Origin of the sequence: Falsihalocynthiibacter sp. S25ZX9 (assembly GCF_041205405.1) — a bacterium.
Classification (GTDB): domain Bacteria; phylum Pseudomonadota; class Alphaproteobacteria; order Rhodobacterales; family Rhodobacteraceae; genus Falsihalocynthiibacter; species Falsihalocynthiibacter arcticus.
The window spans coordinates 126,034-146,252 of the sequence record NZ_JBGFCD010000004.1 but is presented as its reverse complement, the minus strand read 5'-3'; the positions used below and the strand labels follow the sequence as shown (position 1 = coordinate 146,252).

At 53.3% G+C, this 20,219-nt stretch carries 21 protein-coding genes; 20 read left to right on the top strand and 1 reads right to left on the bottom strand.

The window, feature by feature from the left end; translation table 11 throughout:
- The first annotated feature begins 113 nt into the window (after positions 1-113).
- The 5 genes from AB9F29_RS06565 (at position 114) to AB9F29_RS06545 (ending at position 5,658) form a co-directional block, all read left to right on the top strand.
- The gene (locus AB9F29_RS06565) at positions 114-2,264 is read left to right on the top strand and encodes a primosomal protein N' (RefSeq protein WP_369755092.1); all 2,151 of its coding nucleotides are present in this window, start codon (positions 114-116) and stop codon (positions 2,262-2,264) included.
- A gap of 42 nt (positions 2,265-2,306) precedes the next feature.
- A complete protein-coding gene (locus tag AB9F29_RS06560; protein ID WP_369755023.1) occupies positions 2,307-3,536 on the top strand; it encodes an MFS transporter in 1,230 nt (409 codons plus the stop codon).
- Between the two features lie 58 nt (positions 3,537-3,594).
- Positions 3,595-4,239: a peptide-methionine (S)-S-oxide reductase MsrA gene (msrA, locus tag AB9F29_RS06555; RefSeq protein WP_369755022.1), complete on the top strand. Its 645-nt coding sequence runs from the start codon at positions 3,595-3,597 to the stop codon at positions 4,237-4,239.
- Positions 4,240-4,332: 93 nt separating this feature from the next.
- Positions 4,333-5,205: a 50S ribosomal protein L11 methyltransferase gene (locus tag AB9F29_RS06550; protein WP_335585322.1), complete on the top strand. Its 873-nt coding sequence runs from the start codon at positions 4,333-4,335 to the stop codon at positions 5,203-5,205.
- Positions 5,206-5,307: 102 nt separating this feature from the next.
- Positions 5,308-5,658: a hypothetical protein gene (locus tag AB9F29_RS06545; RefSeq protein ID WP_369755021.1), complete on the top strand. Its 351-nt coding sequence runs from the start codon at positions 5,308-5,310 to the stop codon at positions 5,656-5,658.
- Positions 5,659-5,823: 165 nt separating this feature from the next.
- Here the strand turns inward: AB9F29_RS06545 and AB9F29_RS06540 are convergent, their stop codons facing one another.
- Positions 5,824-6,021 (bottom strand): DUF1127 domain-containing protein, encoded by a 198-nt coding sequence (locus tag AB9F29_RS06540; protein WP_335585324.1) that lies wholly within the window; start codon positions 6,019-6,021, stop codon positions 5,824-5,826.
- 303 nt (positions 6,022-6,324) lie between these two features.
- Between AB9F29_RS06540 and ruvC the strand changes: the two genes are divergently transcribed.
- The 15 genes from ruvC to AB9F29_RS06465 all read left to right on the top strand — a co-directional run bounded on the left by ruvC (position 6,325) and on the right by AB9F29_RS06465 (position 20,214).
- Positions 6,325-6,846, top strand: coding sequence for a crossover junction endodeoxyribonuclease RuvC (gene ruvC / locus AB9F29_RS06535; protein WP_335585325.1), 522 nt, complete (start codon positions 6,325-6,327; stop codon positions 6,844-6,846).
- Positions 6,843-7,526, top strand: a complete 684-nt coding sequence (ruvA, locus tag AB9F29_RS06530; protein WP_369755020.1) for a Holliday junction branch migration protein RuvA — start codon at positions 6,843-6,845, stop codon at positions 7,524-7,526. The genes ruvC and ruvA overlap by 4 nt, the downstream gene beginning before the upstream one ends.
- Positions 7,527-7,529: 3 nt before the next feature.
- Positions 7,530-8,567 carry a Holliday junction branch migration DNA helicase RuvB gene (gene ruvB, locus AB9F29_RS06525; RefSeq protein WP_369755019.1) on the top strand — a complete coding sequence of 346 codons (1,038 nt, stop codon included), beginning with the start codon at positions 7,530-7,532 and terminating at the stop codon, positions 8,565-8,567.
- A 69-nt stretch (positions 8,568-8,636) separates the two neighbouring features.
- Positions 8,637-9,275, top strand: coding sequence for a hypothetical protein (locus AB9F29_RS06520; protein ID WP_335585328.1), 639 nt, complete (start codon positions 8,637-8,639; stop codon positions 9,273-9,275).
- Between the two features lie 57 nt (positions 9,276-9,332).
- Positions 9,333-9,725: a tol-pal system-associated acyl-CoA thioesterase gene (gene ybgC / locus AB9F29_RS06515; protein ID WP_039001505.1), complete on the top strand. Its 393-nt coding sequence runs from the start codon at positions 9,333-9,335 to the stop codon at positions 9,723-9,725.
- A 112-nt stretch (positions 9,726-9,837) separates the two neighbouring features.
- Entirely contained in the window at positions 9,838-10,533 is a 696-nt protein-coding gene (tolQ, locus tag AB9F29_RS06510) for a protein TolQ (RefSeq protein WP_335585329.1), read from the top strand.
- A 1-nt stretch (position 10,534) separates the two neighbouring features.
- Positions 10,535-11,011 (top strand): protein TolR, encoded by a 477-nt coding sequence (gene tolR, locus AB9F29_RS06505; RefSeq protein ID WP_335585330.1) that lies wholly within the window; start codon positions 10,535-10,537, stop codon positions 11,009-11,011.
- A gap of 9 nt (positions 11,012-11,020) precedes the next feature.
- Positions 11,021-12,073 carry an energy transducer TonB gene (locus AB9F29_RS06500; protein ID WP_369755018.1) on the top strand — a complete coding sequence of 351 codons (1,053 nt, stop codon included), beginning with the start codon at positions 11,021-11,023 and terminating at the stop codon, positions 12,071-12,073.
- Positions 12,070-13,392, top strand: coding sequence for a Tol-Pal system beta propeller repeat protein TolB (gene tolB, locus AB9F29_RS06495; protein ID WP_369755017.1), 1,323 nt, complete (start codon positions 12,070-12,072; stop codon positions 13,390-13,392). The genes AB9F29_RS06500 and tolB overlap by 4 nt, the downstream gene beginning before the upstream one ends.
- Before the next feature lie 69 nt (positions 13,393-13,461).
- Complete coding sequence (gene pal / locus AB9F29_RS06490; RefSeq protein ID WP_335585333.1) at positions 13,462-13,974, top strand: peptidoglycan-associated lipoprotein Pal; 513 nt, start codon at positions 13,462-13,464, stop codon at positions 13,972-13,974.
- A 3-nt stretch (positions 13,975-13,977) separates the two neighbouring features.
- Complete coding sequence (ybgF, locus tag AB9F29_RS06485) at positions 13,978-14,823, top strand: tol-pal system protein YbgF (protein WP_369755016.1); 846 nt, start codon at positions 13,978-13,980, stop codon at positions 14,821-14,823.
- A complete protein-coding gene (gene tilS, locus AB9F29_RS06480) occupies positions 14,820-16,091 on the top strand; it encodes a tRNA lysidine(34) synthetase TilS (protein ID WP_369755015.1) in 1,272 nt (423 codons plus the stop codon). The genes ybgF and tilS overlap by 4 nt, the downstream gene beginning before the upstream one ends.
- An 82-nt stretch (positions 16,092-16,173) precedes the next feature.
- On the top strand, positions 16,174-18,096 hold the full coding sequence (gene ftsH / locus AB9F29_RS06475; protein ID WP_369755014.1) for an ATP-dependent zinc metalloprotease FtsH: 1,923 nt from the start codon (positions 16,174-16,176) through the stop codon (positions 18,094-18,096).
- A 67-nt stretch (positions 18,097-18,163) separates the two neighbouring features.
- Complete coding sequence (locus tag AB9F29_RS06470) at positions 18,164-18,388, top strand: DUF6500 family protein (protein WP_369755013.1); 225 nt, start codon at positions 18,164-18,166, stop codon at positions 18,386-18,388.
- A 149-nt stretch (positions 18,389-18,537) separates the two neighbouring features.
- Entirely contained in the window at positions 18,538-20,214 is a 1,677-nt protein-coding gene (locus AB9F29_RS06465) for a formate--tetrahydrofolate ligase (protein ID WP_369755012.1), read from the top strand.
- Positions 20,215-20,219: the final 5 nt, after the last annotated feature.

Below are 20,219 nucleotides of genomic sequence, written 5' to 3'. Positions count from 1 at the left end.
AAAGGGGGCGAAACATGTCTGATCAGTTTGGCTTTGGGGCTGATTTTGGTGGCGAGTCTGATTTTGCGTCTGACGAAGGGCAAGAATTTGCGCGCGGCGCGCAGGTTGCCGTGATGACCACCCAACCGATTGATCGGTTCTTGGATTATAAATCACCAGAGGGCGGATGCAATACGGGCGATTTTGTCGAGGTGCCTTTGGGGCCACGCAAAGTTTTGGGTGTTATCTGGGGCGTTGGTGAAGGGCGGTTTGATCCGTCGAAAATTCGCGCGGTAAGCCGTGTGTTGGATGTGCCGCCAATGGGCCAAGATATGCGCGAATTCCTCGTGCGGTCAGCGGAATATACCCTAACGCCTTTGTCCCAAATGGTTCGGTTGGCAACCCGCGCGCCGGGGCTTTTTAATCCGCCATCGATGCGTAAAATTTTTCGCATGGGGACTGGAACACCCGACCGCATGACGCCCGCGCGTGAAAAAGTATTGGCTGTGCTAGAGGATTATGGCGACATGTCCTTTACGCTCAAGGAATTGGCCGACATGGCAGGGGTAACGTCGTCGGTTGTAAAAGGCCTCGCAAAACAGGGGGCTGTGCGCGAAGAAGACACGCCACGCGACGTGCCATTTCCACTGTTGCGGCATGACTTTAGCGGTGTCGCGCTTGAGGGCGATCAAAATGGCGCGGCGCTTGAATTGCGCGAGGGCGTGGCGGATCGGGCCTATTCGACGGTGCTTTTGAAGGGTGTGACCGGATCGGGGAAAACCGAAGTTTATCTTGAGGCGGTCGCAGAATGTTTGCGTTTGGGTCGGCAGGCGTTGGTCCTTTTGCCCGAGATTGCTTTGACGGCAGAGTTCTTGACGCGGGTTGAAAAACGCTTTGGTGCGAAACCTGCTGAGTGGCATTCCGGCGTTACCATGACCGAGCGCCGTCGTGTTTGGCGGATGGTCGGGGCGGGCGGGGCCGAGTTGGTTGTTGGTGCACGATCTGCGCTGTTTTTGCCCTTTCGCGACCTCGGGTTGATCGTTGTCGATGAAGAGCACGACACGTCCTATAAACAGGAAGAAGGCGTTTTGTATTCGGCCCGCGATATGGCGGTTTTGCGGGCCACATATTGCGCGGCGGAAGTTGTTTTGGCGTCGGCTACCCCTAGCCTTGAAACTTGGGCCAACGCGGAGGCGGGCAAGTATAAACGTCTTGATCTCTCCAGCCGGTTTGGTGAAGCGCAACTTCCGGAAATGCGTGCGATTGATATGCGCAGTGAGAAGTTGGCAAGCAATCACTGGATTTCGCCGACGTTAAAAGCCGCAGTGCAAATGCGCGTTGATGCAGGGGAGCAAGCGTTGCTTTTCATCAACCGTCGTGGCTATGCGCCAACGACTCTGTGTCGGGCTTGTGGCGAGCAAATCGGATGCGATTTTTGCGACGCCCGCATGGTGGAGCACCGTTTTCAAAAGCGTCTGGTGTGCCATCAGTGTGGCGAGACCAAGCCGATGCCGATTGAATGTCCAAGTTGCAAGGTTGAGGGAAAACTTGCGCCTGTCGGGCCCGGTGTTGAGCGCTTAGCAGAAGAAGTGACCGAACTTTTCCCCGACGCCCGCGTGGCGGTATTGTCGAGCGATTTGTTTAGTTCAGCCCGCGCCTTGAAAGAGCAAATTGTGTCGATTGCCCAAGGGGGCGCGGATATCGTTATTGGCACGCAGCTTGTGGCCAAGGGGCATAACTTCCCGAACCTCACTTTGGTCGGAGTTATTGACGCGGATCTGGGCCTTCAGGGAAGCGACCTGCGCGCCGCCGAACGCAGTTTTCAATTGATGCGACAGGTGTCTGGACGGGCAGGACGCGCGGCGAAAAAAGGCACAGCGCTTTTGCAAACGTTTCAACCGGAGCATCCTGTTATTCGGGCAATTTTGTCGGGTGAAGAAGAACAGTTTTGGCGGGCAGAAGCGGCGGAACGTATGGAGGCGGGCGTGCCGCCCTATGGGCGTATGGCGGGAATTGTTTTATCCTCAACCGATATACAAGAAGTGTTTGATTTGGGAGGGGAAATGGCGCGTTTAGACGGGCCATTGCGGGCCATTGGCGCGCAAGTTTTCGGCCCAGCACCAGCGCCAATTGCCCGCGTCCGTGGCCGCCATCGCGTGCGCCTTTTGGTGAAAGCCCCAAAAAATGTACCGCTGCAAAAGGCACTGACAAAGTGGATTGCGCAATTTAAAATCCCAAACACCCTGCGCCTTTCGGTCGACATTGATCCGCAGAACTTTTTTTAAACTTTGCTTCCCTTGGCGCAAATTTCTGCGTAGGAAAATCGAATGAAAACTTACCCTCTCGAAGACGTGGATCAACTTCCCGTATGGCGCCGCCCCATTGCCTATTTGGTTTTGACGGCGATTGCGCTTCCACTGGCTTTTGCGACGTGGTCGGCACTGTTAAATAACTTCGTTATCGAGGTCGCTCAATTTGACGGTGCGGATATCGGCATGCTCCATTCCGTGCGTGAAATTCCGGGCTTTTTGGCCGTCGGTGTGATCGCCGTTTTGCTGTTCGTGCGCGAACAGGTTTTGGCAATGGTTTCCCTCATCCTGCTTGGAGTCTCGACCGCAGTAACGGCGCATTTCCCAAGCCTTGGGGGTATTTTGACGATTACCTTCCTGAGTTCTGTTGGGTTCCATTATTTCGAGACGGTCAATCAATCGCTGCAACTTCAGTGGCTCTCGAAGGAACGCGCGCCAAAAATACTGGGCATTCTTGGGGCCGTTGGATCGGCGGCGACTTTGGTGGCTTACGGGTTGATTGTCCTTCTGTGGGAGCCGCTGGCGCTCACGTATAACATTGTGTTCCTGCTGTCGGGAGGTAGTTGCGCGTTGATTGCCCTGTATTGCATGTTTGGCTTTCCGCAGTTTGAGAACAAAGTGGTGCAACGCCGCGAGGTCGTTTTGCGCAAACGCTATTGGCTCTATTACGCGTTGGAGTTTTTTGCGGGTGCGCGTCGGCAAATCTTTGTTGTTTTCGCAGGCTTCATGCTGGTTGAACGGTTTGGCTTTGACGTGCACGAAGTGACGGGGCTCTTTATGATCAACCTTGTTGCCAATATTGCATTGTCGCCGATGTTTGGCGGATTGGTCGCGCGTTTTGGCGAGCGGCGTATGCTTTTGATTGAGTACACGGGCCTCGTTTTGGTGTTTTTAGCTTATGGCGGTATCTATTTCTTCAATTGGGGCGTGCTTTTGGCGATGGTGCTTTATGTGGTCGATCACATGTTGTTTGCGTTGAAATTGGCTCTCAAAACCTATTTTCAGAAAATCGCAGACCCCAGTGATATTGCCCCTACGGCCGCTGTTGCCTTTACGATCAATCATATCGCGGCGGTGTTTTTGCCCATTCTACTTGGCCTGTTATGGGTCGTGTCTCCGGCCGCCGTGTTTTTTGCGGCCGCAGGGATCGCATGCGGCTCGTTCCTCCTCGCGCTGCTCATCCCGCGCCATCCCACACCTGGATATGAAACGGTTTTTTCTGGACGTGACTTGGCGGTGGCAGAGTAGCAATTACGTTACATCGCTCCTATATTGACGATATACGGAATAGAAATGGGAGCGCGTCATGTTTGGTACGAAAAAAGAGAAAATGGTGACAGAAAGTCGCGCGCTTGCGGGGCAAGAAACACCGGTTCCCAATGCGGAAGTTCATTTTCTTTCTGGTATTCCCCTCAATTCTGACGTGCCGGAGGGCATGGAAGAAGCCATGTTTGGCATGGGATGTTTTTGGGGCGTTGAGCGGATTTTTTGGCAAGTCGAGGGCGTTTACCTGACGATGGTTGGCTATTCCGGTGGCTTCACCGAAAACTGCACCTATGAGCAAGTTTGCACCGGAAAAACTGGCCACAATGAGGTTGTGCGGATCATCTTTGATCCCAAGAAAATCTCCTATGAAACCCTGCTGCAGCATTTTTGGGAAGGCCATAACCCAACGCAAGGCATGCGTCAGGGCAATGATCGCGGCACACAGTATCGCTCTGGGATATACACGTTCAATGACACGCAAGCTGAAAAGGCCGAGGCCAGCATGGCGGTCTATGCACATCGTTTGCGGCGCAATGGGCATGGTGCGATTACCACTGAAATTCTGCCCGCGAACACTTTCTATTTCGCGGAAGGGTATCATCAGCAATACCTTGAGAAAAATCCAAGTGGGTATTGTGGTATCGGAGGAACAGGGGTGACATGCCCTATCGGTGTGGCCGTCTAGGCGGGATTGATCAACGCGTCTTGACCCGTGCGAGACAAGACCTTACGCCAGAATAGAACAGAAACCAATTGGCGTATTCTGCACGAGGACCTTATGGCCACTTATACCGCACTCACAACGCTCAACGGCAAAGCCGCAGCGACTTCGCTTGGCGAAGCCATGGAGAATATGACGTCTGAACCCACGGGCGTAGGCGTGTTCGAAGTGGAGGACGGGTCTGGTTTTTGGGAAGTTGGGGGCTATTTCACCGAGATGCCCGATGTGACCGAATTAGCATTGCTTGAAACGATGTCGGGTGCAAAACCATTTGTCGTGTCCGAGGTGCCAGACGTCGACTGGGTTGCACATGTGCGTCGCGAGTTGTCGCCCGTTAAGGCGGGCCGCTTTTATGTCTACGGCACCCACGATGCGGATACGGTTCCTGAGGATTCCATTCCTTTGTTGATCGATGCCGCGATGGCCTTCGGAACGGGCCACCACGGCACGACATTGGGATGCCTTCGGGCGCTGGACGGTTTGGCGAGTGGTGGTTTTGTCGGCAAGAATGTGGCGGATATCGGGTGTGGAACCGCCGTACTCGCTATGGCCGCCGCGCGCATTTGGCCTAACAGGGTGATGGCGAGCGATATCGATCAAGTTGCGGTCGACGTTGCCATGACCAATGTGCGCTCTAACGACCTTTTGGAGCAGGTGCAGTGTGTCGAAGCTGCGGGCTTTAATCATCCAACACTTGTAGCGAAAGCACCCTATGATTTGGTGTTTGCAAACATCCTCAAGGGCCCTCTTATTGGCCTCGCGCCTGACATGAAGGCTAATATTCAAGCGGGGGGCTATGCGATTCTCTCGGGGATTCTGAACGAGCAGGCAGATTCTGTGGTCGAGGTTTATGCACAGAATGAGTTCAATCTTATCTCTCGCACCGAGATTGTTGAATGGACCACTCTTTTGCTCCAGAAAAAAGGCTGAGGTGAGGGTGAAACTCCCTGATTTTGCCTTATTCGCCTTGATTTTGCCACATTTCACCTTGAGAATAACATTGTTGGTGGGGGCCAACTGACGGAGCCGGATATGGCTGATGCAAATATGCAAGATTTTGCCAAGCGTGTGTCTCGCATTAATAAGCGTAAACACAAGCAGGCCAGAAATGGCTCTACGTTGGTCGTGGACGATGACGGCCTGATTACGACGCGTACGCTCCGCCGTACCCCTCGTTTTCCTTGGCGTGGTGTTTTTCTAACGCTTGCTGTCTTTTTCGTTCTTAAAGGGATGTTGCTTGCGCACCTTGGCGCGGCTACCTACGACGCTCGAGTTGCCAAGCTTGAAGCGGGAACCGCCTTTGAAAAGGTCGGTGCATTCGCCATGGCGGCCGATCCGGTCACCAAAATGACGGCGGAAACTATCGGGAAATACTTAAAGTAATATGTGCCGGATTCGATTGGTGTCTCTCTCGATCCTTCAGTTTTACTTCGAAAAAGCCGCACCATGGCCTCTGGTGCGGCTTTTTCTATTTGAGGAGTCAAAAACGCAAAAAACCCGCGCTATCCTAAAATAGACGCAGGTTCTCACCGTGAGTGTTGTCGTTTTTTAAATGCGTTCGATGTCTTGGCGGCAAAGGCCGATGTCGTCCAATTCGCGGTCGGAAAGTTTTCTCAGTGCATTGCGTGTTGCGCGGGTGTCGTTCCAGTCAGCGAATGTTCCGAAAAGAGTTGCGAGGGCGCCGAAAACGCGACCACCAATTGAGGCGCCGTTTGCGATTGTTCCGGAAGAATATGTAACAGCCATGCTAGGCATCCTTTTTTGTGTGTATTGATGATTTCGTTTTATCTTGAATGGCAAATAGGGTTATTAAATCGCCCAAACAAGTGGCGACACCCGCATATCCCGCATGCGTTTTGTGCATAGCTGAAACCTTGGTGGTCAAAAACGGGCGGAAACCCCTGTAAACGCTCCGAAAACGATGTGTCTTCTGGGCATAAAAACAAGGTTCGTGCGGCAATCTCTTGGCAAATGTTCGCGTTTCGTGCTATTGCTGGCCGCAAGCGATAATGGCGGCAAACGCCAAATCCAGAGCAGACAGGATGTAATATGCGTGTATTGGGAATCGATCCCGGTCTTAGGAATCTTGGATGGGGCGTTATTGATGTCACGGGGGTGCGCCTGTCACATGTGGCAAACGGGGTTTGTACGTCGGATGCAAAGGCCGAATTGGCGGAACGTTTATTATCCTTGCACAGCCAGTTGACGCGCGTCCTTAAGCAATACGCCCCAGATACAGCGGCCGTTGAGCAAACCTTTGTGAATAAGGATGGCGCGGGCACCCTTAAATTGGGTCAGGCGCGCGGTATTGCGATGTTGGTTCCTGCTCAAGCGGGTTTGCCCGTTGGCGAATATTCCCCAAACAAAGTAAAGAAAACTGTTGTCGGGGTTGGCCATGCCGACAAAGGGCAGGTTGCGCATATGGTGTCTATGTTGTTGCCGGGATGTGTTCTTGCGGGGCCTGATGCCGCGGATGCTCTTGCGATTGCGATCTGTCATGCTCATCATGCACAATCCGCCAACCATTTGGAAAAAGCAGTGAAACGTGCAGAGCGACAGGGGGCCGCATGATAGGCAAGATTTCAGGGCGTTTGGAATATCGCAGCACCGATCATGTGATGATCGACGTGCGCGGCATTGGATATTTGGTCTATGTTTCTGAGCGCACTTTGGCCGCGTTGCCACAGATCGGCGAAGCAGTGGCTCTCTATACGGAGCTTTTGGTGCGCGAAGATTTGTTGCAACTTTTTGGTTTCACAAGCTTGGTTGAAAAGGAATGGCACCGTTTGCTTTTGTCTGTGCAAGGAGTTGGGGCTAAGGCGTCCTTGGCGATTTTGGGCGCCCTTGGGCCCGAAGGCGTTGGCCGCGCGATTACGCTGGGCGACTGGAATGCCGTTAAAGCCGCGCGAGGCATTGGGCCAAAAACGGCACAGCGTGTTGTTTTGGAACTTAAAGACAAAGCGCCAAATGTGATGGCACTGGGCGGGTCGTTGTCGATGGCGCAGGGGACGGTCGCGCCTGTTGTGGATGCGGACGATGATGTCGTGATCGAGACTCCGAAAGCCACTTCATCGGTGCCTGTTCGAAATTTCGCTGCGGCGCAATCCGAGGCGCTCTCGGCGCTGACCAATTTGGGGTATAATCCAAGCGAAGCCGCGCGAGGCGTGGCGCAGGCCGCTATGGATACCCCCGACGTTGAAACGCCCGACCTTATTCGCGCAGCGCTGCGCCTGCTTGCTCCGAAGGGCTAGACTATGAGTGATGTGTTCCAACCCGACCCAGACTTGCGGCCAGAAGTGCGTCCCGAAGATACGGACCGCGCATTGCGTCCTCAAGTCCTGGAAGAATTTATCGGCCAGGCGGAAGTTCGGGCCAATCTCCGGATTTTTATCGAAAGCGCCAAGCAGCGCGGCGAGGCTATGGATCACGTCTTGTTTCACGGCCCTCCCGGTTTGGGCAAAACCACGCTTGCCCAGATTATGGCGCGCGAGTTGGGCGTGAATTTCCGCATGACGAGTGGGCCTGTGCTGGCAAAGGCAGGTGATCTTGCGGCCATCCTCACCAATCTTGAGGCCAAAGATGTTTTGTTCATCGACGAAATTCACCGATTAAATCCGGCTGTTGAGGAGGTTTTGTATCCAGCGCTTGAGGATTTCGAGCTTGATTTGGTGATTGGCGAAGGGCCCGCGGCACGTACTGTCCGTATTGAGCTTCAGCCGTTTACGCTTGTCGGGGCGACCACCCGCATGGGGCTTTTGACAACGCCGCTACGCGACCGCTTCGGCATTCCGACGCGTTTGCAATTTTATACCGTCGAGGAATTGCATGAAATTGTGACCCGTGGCGCAAGGCTTTTGCATGTCCCGACAGAACCCGATGGGGCAATGGAGATCGCGCGGCGCGCACGCGGGACACCAAGGATCGCAGGACGGCTTTTGCGCCGCGTTGTGGACTTTGCGCTTGTTGAAAACGGTGGCAAGATTACCCGCAAGCTCGCGGATCATGCACTGACGCGGCTTGGGGTGGATCACCTCGGTTTGGATGGTGCGGATCGTCGCTACCTTAAGCTCGTCGCCGAAAATTATGGTGGGGGGCCAGTAGGCATTGAAACCCTATCGGCGGCGCTGTCTGAAAGTCGCGACAGCTTGGAAGAGGTCATTGAGCCGTTCCTCCTTCAGCAAGGTCTGATTCAGCGCACGCCACGCGGACGGATGCTGGCTCAAAAAGCATGGACCCACCTTGGGCTAAATGCGCCCCTCCCCCCAGGGCAAACGCAAATGTTTGACGACTAAAGCTTGCATTGCTGCCCTTGAAAACATATCCCAATCTCGGTTCAATCCGATGTCAAAGGGAACGATGTGATGACCTCACCTGAAGATATTTCGGCGCTGTTTCAGCGAAACGGTGCTTATGGGTTTTCCCGTTGGGGCAGGCCTATCGCGCCCGTTGTTTTTGGGGTTGAAGACGAAACACTGGCCGTGGTGAAGGGCGCTCTTGAAGCAGTCACCGCGCTTGCGCGGCACGACATTGTGGAAACGGACCCAGAGTTTGGGTCTAACCTGTGGGTGTTTTTCCTACGGGACTGGGACGAACTTAAGGGCGTGCCAGATATGGATGGCCTTATCCCCGAAATGGATGCGCTTTTGCCGCGACTGACCAATGCCAACGCCAATCAGTATCGCTTTTTCAGGTTTGATACCCACGGCGCGATCAAAGCTGGTTTCCTATTTTTGCGAATGGATGAGGCCCTCTCGCAAATTCCAGCCGACGTCCTTTCGCTTGGTCAGATGGTGCAAATGATACTGCTGTGGGGCGATCAGGCTTTTGCCACGGCGTCCCCTTTGGCAATCCACCCTGATACGGGTCACACAGTTTTACGGCCCGAAATCGCGCAGATTATCCAAGCGGGATACGACCCGATCCTTCCCTCCGTCGCAACCGACAGCAGTCATGCGCTTCGCCTTTTTGCACGGATTCCGCCTACGTCTTCAGTTGTCTAATCCATTAAGCGTTGGCATGGTGCATTTTGCCCTGCCGCCAAAACCTGTGAGTGCCGAATGATTCATCGCTTCCCATTGCGCGTTTATTACGAAGATACCGATTTGGCGGGCATTGTATATTATGCGAATTATTTGAAGTTTATCGAGCGCGCACGATCAGAATTCGTCCGCGACCACGGTATTGATCAGGTAAGTTTAAAGGAAGAAAAAGGCGTGGTTTTTGCCGTACGCCGCCTTGAGGCGGATTATCTGGCACCAGCTTTATTTGACGATGTTCTCACGGTCGAAACTTCGTTGGAGGCGGTCACTGGCGCGCGGATGGCAATGGCGCAAGACGTTAAGCGTGGCGATACGATTTTATTCACGGCACTTGTAACATTGGTTGCAATTCGCCTGTCGGATGGGGCCCCAACGCGATTACCGGCGGAAATTCGCCACATCGCCTCCTAATTATGCGTCATTTTTGGCGTGCTGTTTGCAAATCATAGCTTTTCCTGTGGGAGTGCTATAAAACATCAACTAATCAGAGCCGGAACACCGGCCTTTATAAACGAGCAGGCATATGGAAACAGATACCCTTGCGATGGCGCAGGAGATTGATTTCTCCTTCATGGCGCTTTTTTTACGTGCAACTTTCACCGTAAAACTTGTGATGATCCTTCTGATTATCGCGTCTTTTTGGTCGTGGGCGATCATTATTCAAAAATCCATTGGATTTAAGCGTGCGCGTGGAGAATCTACCGACTTTGATCAAGCTTTTTGGTCGGGCGAACCTTTGGACGAGCTCTTTGACCAAATCGCAGGCGACCCAAAAGGGTCTTCGCAGAAGATTTTCTCAGCAGGAATGTTAGAGTGGCGGCGGTCGCATCGTCAGGATGGCGGCTTAATCGCAGGCGCGCAGGCACGGATTGACCGCTCCATGGATGTGGCGATTTCAAAGGAAAGCGAATCTCTTACGCATGGTCTGTCGTTCTTGGCTACGGTCGGCGCGACGGCACCTTTTGTTGGGCTTTTTGGTACAGTTTGGGGCATTAAAAACGCCTTTGAGGAAATCGCGATGCAGCAAAGCACGAACCTAGCAGTTGTTGCGCCCGGGATTGCGGAGGCGCTTCTTGCTACCGCACTTGGCCTACTTGCGGCGATTCCAGCGGTTGTGTTTTATAACAAGCTGTCTGCCGATAGCGATCGGATCGTGTCAAGTTATGAAGGTTTTGCAGATGAGTTTGCGACCATTCTAAGCCGTCAGTTGGATAGCTGATATGGGCGCGGGAGTGGTGCAAAGTGGTGGCGGTGGCGGCCGTCGCGGCCGTCGCGGCCGTGGTCGATCCAAAGCAATGGCGGAAATTAACGTTACTCCGTTTGTGGATGTGATGTTGGTTTTGCTGATCATTTTTATGGTCGCGGCGCCAATGTTGACGGTTGGTGTGCCAGTAGAGTTGCCCAAAACGGCGGCGAAAGCCTTGCCGAGCGAGCAGGAAGAACCCCTGACAATCACCCTGACAGCAGAGGGGCAAGTTGTACTCATGAGTACGGAAATCGCCCGTGAGGACTTGCTCACCAAGCTTATCGCAATTGCGGAAGAGCGTGATGATAACAAGGTGTTTTTGCGTGCAGACGGCAGTATTCCCTATTCAGACGTGGTCCAGATCATGGGTGCGCTGAATGCTGGCGGGTTCAACAATATCGGCCTAGTAACCGAGACGGGCGGGCCCCGTTTGAACGGCAACGACGGATAACGGTACAACGTGAAAACCGGCTTCTATACTTCAGGCACTGCGCATGCAGGCATAATAATATGGCTTCTTTTGGGGGGCCTGTTTTTGCGTGCCGAGGATTCACCTACGCTTGAAAACACACAGGTTTCTCTTTTGACGTCAGAGGAGTTCGCGGCGTTGTCGCCACCCGAGCTTCCGGCCGCAACCGGTGCTCAGCCTAGTCAGCCGGAGGCCGCGACGCCCGATGCACCAGAGCCGGCGGCACCAGACGAACCCATTCAACCCAGCGCGCCAACGGTTGTGGATGATCAGCCCCCATCAACTATTCAATCGCCAGACCCCCTTGTGGTGCCGCTCGCCCCAACGGCACCCACCGCGTCTCCACGGCCATCGCAGCGTGTCGCCCCGCAACCTGTTGTGAATGAAACCCCTGACGCGGCGGTGGATGACATTCCCCAAGAGGCCATAGAATCTGTCGATGAACCGGCGCAAATCCCTGAACCTGCGCCAGAGGTTGAACAAACGACCGCCCCCGAGGAGACAAGTGACCGTATCGTTTCCGAAGCCGTGGCTCCCCCCGCTTCTGCGCCAGCCTCTTCCGCGCGCCCTCCCGCGCGCCCAGAACGGCCAAAACCTACCCCCACGGTTACGCCGACACCGACGACGCCCCCAGCGCCACCGTCCACCCAAAACGCGGATATTATGGCGGCCTTGAATGAAGCAAATGTAGCGCCAGTGACGCAATCCGCTCCAAGTGGTCCCCCCTTATCTGAAGGGGAGAAAGACGCGTTGCGCATCTCGGTTTCCGAATGTTGGAATGTTGGTACGCTATCAAGTGAAGCCTTGCGCACGATTGTAATTGTTGGTTTGGATGTGGGATTGGACGGCAAGCCTGTTAGCAGTTCCCTGCGTATGATTTCGTTTAGTGGCGGTGGACAAGCCGCTGCAAACCAAGCCTTTGAGGCGGCACGTCGCGCAATTATTCGGTGCGGTGCCAAAGGTTTTGATCTTCCGGCCGAAAAATACGATCATTGGAAAGAAATTGAAATTACGTTTGACCCAGAAAAGATGAGGAATAGATGACTATGTTCCGTAAATTAACTATGTTGGTTGCCCTCACTTTTGCGAGCGCAATTACACCCGTTTTGGCAGAACCCCTGCGGATCACAATTGATCAGGGTCAGATTGAGCCCATGCCAATTGCGGTGCCAAACTTCATTGGCGAAAACGCGGCGGCGACGGATATTGCCACGCAAATCAGTCGTGTTGTAGTAAGCGATTTAGAAGGAAGCGCCTTGTTTCGGGAAATCCCGCAAAGCGCGTTTATCTCCCAAGTCACCAGTTTCGCCAGCCCAATCCAATATTCGGATTGGCGCGCGATCAACACCCAAGCCCTTGTAACGGGGGCGGTGAGCGTCAACGGATCAAGCCTTACTGTGAAGTTTCGTCTGTTTGATGTCGTAACAGGGCAAGCGCAGGGCGAGGGGCTCCAATTCGTTGGCACCACAGATAGTTGGCGTCGGATGGCCCACAAGGTTGCGGATGCCGTCTATAGCCGGATCACGGGTGAAGGTGGATATTTTGACAGTCGCGTTGTTTATGTTGCCGAAAGTGGCCCTAAGGATAACCGTAAAAAACGGCTTGCGGTGATGGATTATGACGGGGCGGGCGTTCAATATTTGACCAATGATTCCTCCTTGGTGCTTGCGCCGCGTTTTTCCCCAACGGGTGATCGCGTCCTTTATACGTCCTATGACTCTGGCTTTCCGAGGATTTACCTTTTGGATGTGGCCACTGTGGGGCGCAGTCTCCTCGAAAGCCAAGAAGGCAGTATGAGTTTCGCACCGCGTTTCTCGCCAGATGGCCAAACGGTCGTCTATTCCCTTTCACGGGGGGGCAATACAGATATTTATTCGCTCAACCTTGCGTCAAGAGTGCCGACACGCCTGACCAATACACCCGCAATTGAAACAGCGCCGAGCTATTCGCCTGACGGGAGCCAGATCGTGTTCGAGAGCGACCGAAGCGGTGGGCAGCAGGTTTATATTATGTCGTCCAACGGCGGTGAAGCGCGCCGGATCAGCAAGGGGTCCGGTCGTTATGGTACGCCGGTGTGGTCTCCGCGTGGTGATTTGATCGCCTTCACCAAGCAAGATGGGGGCCGCTTCCACATTGGTGTTATGCGCACGGATGGCAGCGAAGAGCGGTTGTTAACAACGTCGACTCTTGATGAGGGGCCTACTTGGTCGCCAAACGGGCGTGTGATTATGTTTACCCGCGAAACCTCCGGTGCAAGTGGAACCGCGGCGCTCTATTCCGTGGATGCAACTGGGCGTAACCTTAAACGGATAAGCACCCCAGGGGCGGCAAGTGATCCCGCATGGTCACCGCTGTTGAAATAAGGCGGCGAAGCTGAAATAACGAGGGAAATGCAAAGGGATCCCCTTTGTAAAAACGAAGTGGAACTTCTAATGGTACATATTTCGAAAGTGGTTTTGCTGATTGCAGTCCTTGGGCTCGCGGCATGTAGCAATAAAAATGCAGACGCGTTAGGAAGCGGTGGCTATGGCGACGGTTCAAGCACCAGCGGTGGCTATGGCGATGCAAATGATCCGCGCAGTGTGGCCTATTTCAACACAACGATTGGCGACCGCGTTCTATTTGCCGTGGATCAAAGCACCTTAAGCGAACAGGGGAAAGATATTCTAACGCTTCAAGCCCGTTGGTTGATGGAAAACACGGCCTATACCGCGATCGTACAAGGGCACGCGGACGAACAAGGCACGCGTGAATACAACCTTGCACTTGGCGAGCGTCGTGCAAACGCCGCACAGCAATTCTTGGTGTCACAAGGCGTTTCAAGCAGCCGTCTGCAAGTGGTGAGCTATGGCAAAGAACGCCCAATCGAGATTTGTTCCCAGGAAAGTTGTTACGCGCTCAATCGCCGTTCTGTCACCGTTGTAGCCGCTGGTGCTGGAGTCTAGCGCATGCGGTATCAGATTGGTTTTTCAACATCTCGTAGGGCACTGACAGGTATTGTTGCAGCTTCGTTCCTGAGCTTTGGAATGGGTGGGGTTGCCGCAGCACAGGATCAGACCCTTGCCGACATCCGTCAGGAACTTTCCGTTGTTTATGTAGAAATACAAAAGCTTAAGCGGGAATTGTCCACGACGGGTGGTGCAAATGGTGGCCAGAACAATGGCAGTTTGATTGAGCGAATTGAGACCCTAGAGGCCCAGCTGCAAAGTGTAACCGCACGTTCAGAAGAGATTGAATTGCGGCTTGACCGGGTTGTCACGGATGGCACCAATCGGATTGGGGATTTAGAATTCCGGATTTGTGAGCTTGAACCAAAATGCGACATCGGTAGTTTGACATTGGGCAGCACATTGGGCGGCGATACGTCGGCTGTGAATACGGCTCAGGCACCTACAGATAGCGTGCAATTGGCGGTTGGTGAAGAGGCCGACTTTGCAGCGGCGAAAGCGGCGATGGACGCCGGAAATTTCACTGACTCCGTGGAGAAATTCGACGCTTTCACCACGAACTATCCAGGTAGCAGACTGTCGCAGGAAGCCCATTTTTTACGCGGGACATCCTATGAATCCCTATCGGAAACCTCTTCAGCCGCGCGGGCTTTTTTGGCCAGTTTCTCTGGCGACCCCAACGGAGCGTTCGCGCCAAAAGCCTTGCTTAAGCTGGGCGTTTCTTTGGGTGCGCTTGGCCAAACAAATGAAGCCTGTTTGATGCTTGGCGAGGTCGAAACACGCTTCCCGTCCTCCGAAATCATAGGCCAAGCGCAGTCATCTATGAGTGGTTTGGGCTGCAGTTGATCGAACCCAAAATTCAGGACACAGATTTGCAAAAGGCGCTGGCAAAAAAGCTGGCGCCTTTTGTCGGTCGTACCCTTGGGCTCGCAGTTTCGGGTGGTTCGGATTCGAGGGCATTGCTTGAATTAGCTGCGGATTGGGCACGCGAAACCAACAGCGAATTGCGGGTTGCGACGGTTGACCACGGATTGCGTAAAGAGGCGCGAAACGAAGCTAAGTGGGTTGCGGGAATTTGCGCACAACGCGGAATTCTCCATGACATTTTGGTTTGGGAAAACTGGGACGGTCAGGGCAATTTGCAAGCACAGGCCCGCCGCGCGCGCTATCATTTAATCGCAGAGTGGGCCGTTGCCGGCGGGGTAGCAACCGTTGCCCTCGGGCATACCGCCGACGACGTGGCCGAGACGTTTTTGATGCGTCTTGCACGTTCCTCTGGTGTCGACGGTCTTGCGCGTATGCGGTCAGAGTTTGAGCGAGAAGGAATGCTCTTTACGCGTCCACTCCTATCAATGCGCCGCGAGTCGTTGCGAATGTTTCTTCGGGAACGTGGTGCGACATGGGTCGAGGACCCCTCTAACCAAGATTCCAAATTTGAGCGGGTGAAAATGCGCTCAGTTTTGCGGGAATTGGAAACATGCGGGCTGGAAACAAAAAAAATAACGCAGGTCGCAGAAAATTTAAAACAGGCTTCAATTGCATTGAAAACTTACGCGGCCAAGGAAGCCGAAGCGGCGATGGAGGTTGAAGATTGCGATGTGTTGCTCGACTGGGAGCAGCTTAAAAAAATGCCAGAGGACATCCAAAGGCGCTTGCTTGTCGGTGCACTTTCTTGGGTTTCTCCATCTGAATACTCTCCACGCTCGCGGGCATTGGCGCAAGTATTTGCGCAGCTAATTGACCAAGGAGCGAGTACGCTTTCGGGCTGCATTTTGACATTGAAGTCCAGTAAAATAAGGATTTTTCGTGAACTTTCTGCGGTCTCGGAACCCGTTGAGGCGCATGGAAGTGCCGCGTTCGACTGGGATAATCGTTGGCATATTTCTGGAGGAATTCCAGAACATGCTAGGGTCGGTGCACTCGGGGAGCAGGGCCTCGCTGCATGCCCCGAGTGGCGTGCATCTGGGCGCAAGAGGCAGTCGCTCCTGTCCTCTCCATCGGTATGGGTCGGCGCAGAACTCGTTGCGGCGCCACTGGCCAAAAAGCACAAATACTTGGTGGCGACACCTCTTCGTGATAAGGAAGATTTGATCAGAATCCTTTTATCGCATTGAAGATTTCGCTGTGATCCTTATTTTAGGTAGGTGACGACGCTCGGATTCTACCGTTCTGTTAATTTTCGTAAGGAGATGTCCCTTGGGCAACGCTCGAAGTTTCGCTTTTTGGATCGTTTTGGGTCTGCTTTTTATTGCATTGTTCCAGCTTTTCAGCGGCAATCAAACGACACTGTCTAGCAGTGAGTACGCCTATTCGGATTTTGCCGTTGCGGTTGAGGCCGGTCAAATCACGCAAGCAAAAGTCGATGGCGAACGCGTCACCTTTGTTGGCCTCGACAACAAAGAGGCTTGGGCGATCATTCCAAAGGACGCTGAAGTTACGAAAATGCTTCTTGATCAAGGCGTCGAAGTAACCGCCGTTTCTCAGGAAGCCTCATCGGTTAGTCGTATCATTTGGCTGTTTGGTCCTGTCATTCTCCTGATTGGATTTTGGTTCTTTATGATGAACCGTATGCAAGGTGGCGGCAAAGGCGGCGCGATGGGCTTTGGCAAATCTAAGGCCAAGATGCTGACTGAGAAATCAGGCCGAGTAACATTTGATGATGTTGCAGGTATTGACGAAGCTAAGGAAGAGCTCGAAGAAATCGTAGAATTCCTGCGCAATCCACAAAAATTTAGCCGCTTGGGTGGTAAAATTCCTAAAGGTGCTTTGCTTGTGGGCCCTCCAGGTACCGGTAAAACATTGCTAGCGCGTGCGATTGCGGGCGAAGCGGGTGTGCCTTTCTTCACCATTTCGGGTTCTGATTTTGTTGAGATGTTTGTCGGCGTGGGCGCAAGCCGCGTGCGCGACATGTTTGAACAGGCCAAAAAGAACGCACCTTGTATTGTGTTTATTGACGAAATTGACGCGGTTGGGCGCCATCGTGGTTCCGGCCATGGCGGCGGCAATGACGAGCGCGAGCAAACTCTCAACCAACTTCTGGTCGAGATGGATGGCTTTGAAAGCAACGAAGGTGTGATCCTTCTTGCCGCGACAAACCGTGCCGATGTTCTGGACAAAGCACTAACACGCCCCGGTCGTTTTGACCGCCAAGTTCAAGTTCCAAATCCAGATATCAAAGGTCGCGAGAAAATTCTGAATGTTCACGCTGCTAAAGTCCCTGTTGGCCCCGACGTTGATCTGCGGATCATTGCGCGCGGTACTCCAGGTTTCTCTGGGGCGGACCTTGCTAACCTTGTGAATGAGAGTGCCTTGATGGCCGCGCGCATTGGGCGCAATTTTGTGACCATGCATGATTTTGAAATGGCCAAAGACAAAGTTATGATGGGCGCGGAGCGTCGCAGCATGGTTCTGACGGCGGATCAAAAAGAAAAAACGGCCTATCACGAGGCTGGCCACGCGATCGTGGGGATTACGTTGCCGAAATGTGATCCGGTTTACAAGGCCACAATTATTCCACGTGGTGGCGCTTTGGGCATGGTGATGAGTCTTCCCGAAATGGACCGTCTGCAAATGTTTAAGGACGAAGCCAAGCAACGCATTGCCATGACGATGGCAGGGAAAGCCGCCGAGATTTTCAAATACGGCGCGGATAGTGTTTCCAGCGGTCCCGTAGGCGACATCATGCAGGCGACAGCTTTGGCGCGCGCCATGGTCATGCGCTATGGCATGTCCGATAAAGTGGGCAATATCGACTATCAGGAGGCGGCAAATGGGTATGATTCCATGGGCGGTGTCGGCGGATTCTCGGTTTCTGCGGCGACAAAAGAATTGATCGAAAGCGAAGTTAAAGTGCTGATCGACGAGGGCTATGCCACTGCGGTGCGTATTATCGAAGAGCGCGCCGAAGATTTTGAACGTTTGGCGCAAGGGTTGCTTGAGTACGAAACCCTAACGGGTGAGGAAATCGCCCGCGTTGTGCGCGGCGAGTCACCTCATGTGAGCGACGACAATGATGACCAGTCGGACAAAGGTTCCAAGCCAAGTTTGACAGCAGTTCCAAAAACGAAACCGAAAAAGCCAAAGTTGGACGGTGGTATGGAGCCAGAGCCATCAGCTTAGTTTTTCACCCATAAGATTTTAAACGCCACGGGAATTCTCGTGGCGTTTTTTTTGGAAAGAACACTTTATGCACGCCGGCCTACGCGCAAAAATTATCACAGTTTGCACCCAAAAAATTGCGCAAAAGGGCGAAGGCGTCGGCCTATCGTTCTATGCATTTTTCGCCAATCGAAATGACGACCCTGTCAGATTGATGGAGGCCGCGACGTGGTGGATTGAAACTCACAAGCTGGATCATTTTGAAAAAGCGACAAAAATTCTGGCCATGGCGATCGCAGAATCCGAAGAGTGAGCGAAGCTTTCTTCCACTCAATGGCCCCAATCTTTCCCATGTGAAACAAATCACGGCGCTTTCTATGGGGGATATGTCGGAATTGCGCCTGTGGCACCGGTTCTGGCAAGGTATAGCAGTTGTGAAGCTCCCTTGAACCAGAGGCCATAATGACTTTCAAAACCGACATTCAGATTGCACGCGAAGCCAACAAGAAACCAATACAGGAAATTGGCGAAAAACTTGGCATTCCAACAGATCATCTTTTGCCTTTCGGTCATGACAAAGCCAAGGTCAGCGCCGACTTCATCAAAGGCCTCAAGGGTAAAACTGACGGCAAACTCATCCTTGTGACCGCGATTAATCCGACTCCGGCGGGCGAAGGTAAAACCACAACGACCGTTGGCTTGGGGGATGGCCTCAATCGTATCGGAAAGAAAACCGCAATCTGTATTCGCGAGGCATCGCTGGGTCCGTGCTTTGGGATGAAGGGTGGCGCCGCCGGTGGTGGCTATGCGCAGGTTATACCAATGGAGGATATGAACCTCCATTTTACGGGCGATTTCCATGCCATAACGTCGGCCCACAACCTGTTGGCGGCCATGATCGACAACCATATCTATTGGGGCAACGAACTTGAAATCGACGAGCGTCGTGTGGTTTGGCGCCGCGTTCTCGATATGAATGACCGTGCCCTACGCGACACCGTGACGTCATTGGGTGGGATTGCGAACGGTTTCCCACGCCAAACAGGTTTTGACATTACGGTGGCGTCCGAAGTCATGGCGATCTTGTGTTTGGCCACGGATTTGAAGGATCTCGAAAAACGTCTTGGGGATATTATTGTCGCTTATCGTCGGGATCGCACACCCGTTTACGCACGGGATCTTAAGGCGGATGGGGCGATGACCGTGTTGTTGCAACAAGCGATGCAACCCAACATTGTTCAAACGCTCGAAAACAATCCAGCCTTTGTTCATGGTGGCCCGTTTGCGAATATTGCACATGGCTGTAACTCGGTTATCGCCACCACTACGGCCCTAAAACTGGCCGATTATGTTGTGACAGAAGCTGGATTCGGCGCGGACCTAGGTGCCGAAAAGTTCATGAATATCAAATGTCGCAAGGCGGGCATTGCGCCTGATTGCGTCGTATTGGTCGCCACTGTGCGCGCCATGAAAATGAATGGGGGCGTCGCCAAAGGCGATCTTGGCGCGGAAAACGTCGAGGCTGTGGAGCATGGCTGTTCGAACCTAGGACGCCATATTGGCAACATGAAATCCTTTGGGGTGCCCGTCGTCGTTGCAATCAACCATTTCACAAGCGACACAGACGCTGAAATCCAAGCGGTCAAAGACTATGTCGCGTCACAAGGTTCTGAAGCGATTCTCTGTAAGCATTGGGAAAAGGGCTCTGCGGGAATCACAGAACTGGCAACGCGTGTCGCAGAGATTGCGGATGCAGGTATCAGCCAATTTGCGCCACTATATCCCGACGACCTTCCACTGTTTGAAAAAATAGAACGGATTGCAAAGTCAATTTACCGTGCCGACGAAGTCCTTGCGGATAAGAAAATTCGAGATCAACTGCGCACATGGGAGGATGCTGGATACGGCCATCTCCCCATTTGTATGGCAAAAACGCAGTATAGTTTCTCAACCGACCCAGATTTGCGCGGCGCACCCGTTGGGCATTCTGTGCCAGTACGAGAAGTTCGGCTTGCGGCGGGAGCTGGGTTCATTGTCGCGATTTGCGGGGAGATCATGACGATGCCGGGTCTGCCGCGCGTGCCGTCCGCAGAGACCATAAAACTCAATCCCCAAGGCGAAATTGAAGGGTTGTTTTAGACGCA

Bases quoted from the DNA above. Each gene is read 5' to 3' on its own strand.
- AB9F29_RS06565 (WP_369755092.1), top strand. From the start codon at position 114: ATGACCACCCAACCGATTGATCGGTTCTTGGATTATAAATCACCAGAG.
- AB9F29_RS06560 (WP_369755023.1), top strand. From the start codon at position 2,307: ATGAAAACTTACCCTCTCGAAGACGTGGATCAACTTCCCGTATGGCGC.
- msrA (WP_369755022.1), top strand. From the start codon at position 3,595: ATGTTTGGTACGAAAAAAGAGAAAATGGTGACAGAAAGTCGCGCGCTT.
- AB9F29_RS06550 (WP_335585322.1), top strand. From the start codon at position 4,333: ATGGCCACTTATACCGCACTCACAACGCTCAACGGCAAAGCCGCAGCG.
- AB9F29_RS06545 (WP_369755021.1), top strand. From the start codon at position 5,308: ATGGCTGATGCAAATATGCAAGATTTTGCCAAGCGTGTGTCTCGCATT.
- AB9F29_RS06540 (WP_335585324.1), bottom strand. From the start codon at position 6,021: ATGGCTGTTACATATTCTTCCGGAACAATCGCAAACGGCGCCTCAATT.
- ruvC (WP_335585325.1), top strand. From the start codon at position 6,325: ATGCGTGTATTGGGAATCGATCCCGGTCTTAGGAATCTTGGATGGGGC.
- ruvA (WP_369755020.1), top strand. From the start codon at position 6,843: ATGATAGGCAAGATTTCAGGGCGTTTGGAATATCGCAGCACCGATCAT.
- ruvB (WP_369755019.1), top strand. From the start codon at position 7,530: ATGAGTGATGTGTTCCAACCCGACCCAGACTTGCGGCCAGAAGTGCGT.
- AB9F29_RS06520 (WP_335585328.1), top strand. From the start codon at position 8,637: ATGACCTCACCTGAAGATATTTCGGCGCTGTTTCAGCGAAACGGTGCT.
- ybgC (WP_039001505.1), top strand. From the start codon at position 9,333: ATGATTCATCGCTTCCCATTGCGCGTTTATTACGAAGATACCGATTTG.
- tolQ (WP_335585329.1), top strand. From the start codon at position 9,838: ATGGAAACAGATACCCTTGCGATGGCGCAGGAGATTGATTTCTCCTTC.
- tolR (WP_335585330.1), top strand. From the start codon at position 10,535: ATGGGCGCGGGAGTGGTGCAAAGTGGTGGCGGTGGCGGCCGTCGCGGC.
- tolB (WP_369755017.1), top strand. From the start codon at position 12,070: ATGACTATGTTCCGTAAATTAACTATGTTGGTTGCCCTCACTTTTGCG.
- pal (WP_335585333.1), top strand. From the start codon at position 13,462: ATGGTACATATTTCGAAAGTGGTTTTGCTGATTGCAGTCCTTGGGCTC.
- ybgF (WP_369755016.1), top strand. From the start codon at position 13,978: ATGCGGTATCAGATTGGTTTTTCAACATCTCGTAGGGCACTGACAGGT.
- AB9F29_RS06470 (WP_369755013.1), top strand. From the start codon at position 18,164: ATGCACGCCGGCCTACGCGCAAAAATTATCACAGTTTGCACCCAAAAA.
- AB9F29_RS06465 (WP_369755012.1), top strand. From the start codon at position 18,538: ATGACTTTCAAAACCGACATTCAGATTGCACGCGAAGCCAACAAGAAA.